Origin of the sequence: Gluconacetobacter tumulicola, assembly GCF_014174215.1 — a bacterium.
Classification (GTDB): Bacteria; Pseudomonadota; Alphaproteobacteria; order Acetobacterales; family Acetobacteraceae; genus Gluconacetobacter; species Gluconacetobacter tumulicola.
This window is the reverse complement of the sequence record NZ_JABEQL010000078.1, coordinates 1-815: the sequence shown is the minus strand read 5'-3', so window position 1 is coordinate 815 and position 815 is coordinate 1. Positions and strand designations below refer to the sequence as shown.

General features: G+C 63.4%; 1 protein-coding gene. It reads right to left on the bottom strand.

The window, feature by feature from the left end; all coding sequences use genetic code 11:
• Nucleotides 1–33: 33 nt before the first annotated feature.
• Nucleotides 34–657 carry a 5,6-dimethylbenzimidazole synthase gene (gene bluB / locus HLH29_RS19325; protein ID WP_182968989.1) on the bottom strand — a complete coding sequence of 208 codons (624 nt, stop codon included), beginning with the start codon at nucleotides 655–657 and terminating at the stop codon, nucleotides 34–36.
• Nucleotides 658–815: the final 158 nt, after the last annotated feature.

Below are 815 nucleotides of genomic sequence, written 5' to 3'. Positions count from 1 at the left end.
CGCCGGGCTGCTGGCGGTGGCGCGATAGAAAACTCAGCGTATCTCCCATGGGTGGGTATGGTTCTCCTGCCAGCCGACGCGGTGCAGCAAGGGCATGTCATCATCGCATTCCGCATGGCCGATACAGAGATAGGCGGAAAACCGCCATTCGGCAGGGCAATCGAAGATCTGCTCCATGACCTTGGGATCGAGAATGGACACCATGCCCAGTCCCAGATTTTCCACTCTTGCGGCCAGCCATAGGGTGTGAATCGCCATGTTCGTCGAGGCGCTCAATGTGTCCGGCATGGACCGGCGCCCCAACGAGTGGCCTTCTGCGGGATCGGACACGGTGAAGACCGCGAGTTGCAGCGGCGCATGATCCAGCCCGGCGAGCTTCAGGCGCAGATAATCCTCGTGCTGCCGTCCGTCATAGGTCCTGGCGGCTTCGGCGTTACAGCGACTGAAGTCGGTGCGCACGGCAGCACGCAATGCGGGGCTGTCGACGCGGATGACGCGCCAGGGGCGGGCGTTGCCGACCGATGGCGCCAGATCCATCGCCGCGCGCAGTCGCGCGATGACCGGCTCGTCGATCGGGTCGGGACGAAAATGGCGAACGTCCCGGCGCCAGCGCAGGATACGATTCAGGGTTGAGACGTCGGAGGCCGTGAATTCCATCGGGTCAGTCTTTCAGGCCGGCGGGCAGGTCTGTCCAGCCATGCCCGCCCTGATCGTGCATCATGGTAAGCCGTTCAGAAGGATGATGAGGGCCATGAGGATGGCCAGCATCACCATGACCCGGCGATACAAGGCCAGTCCGCGTGCAAGGTCGGCCG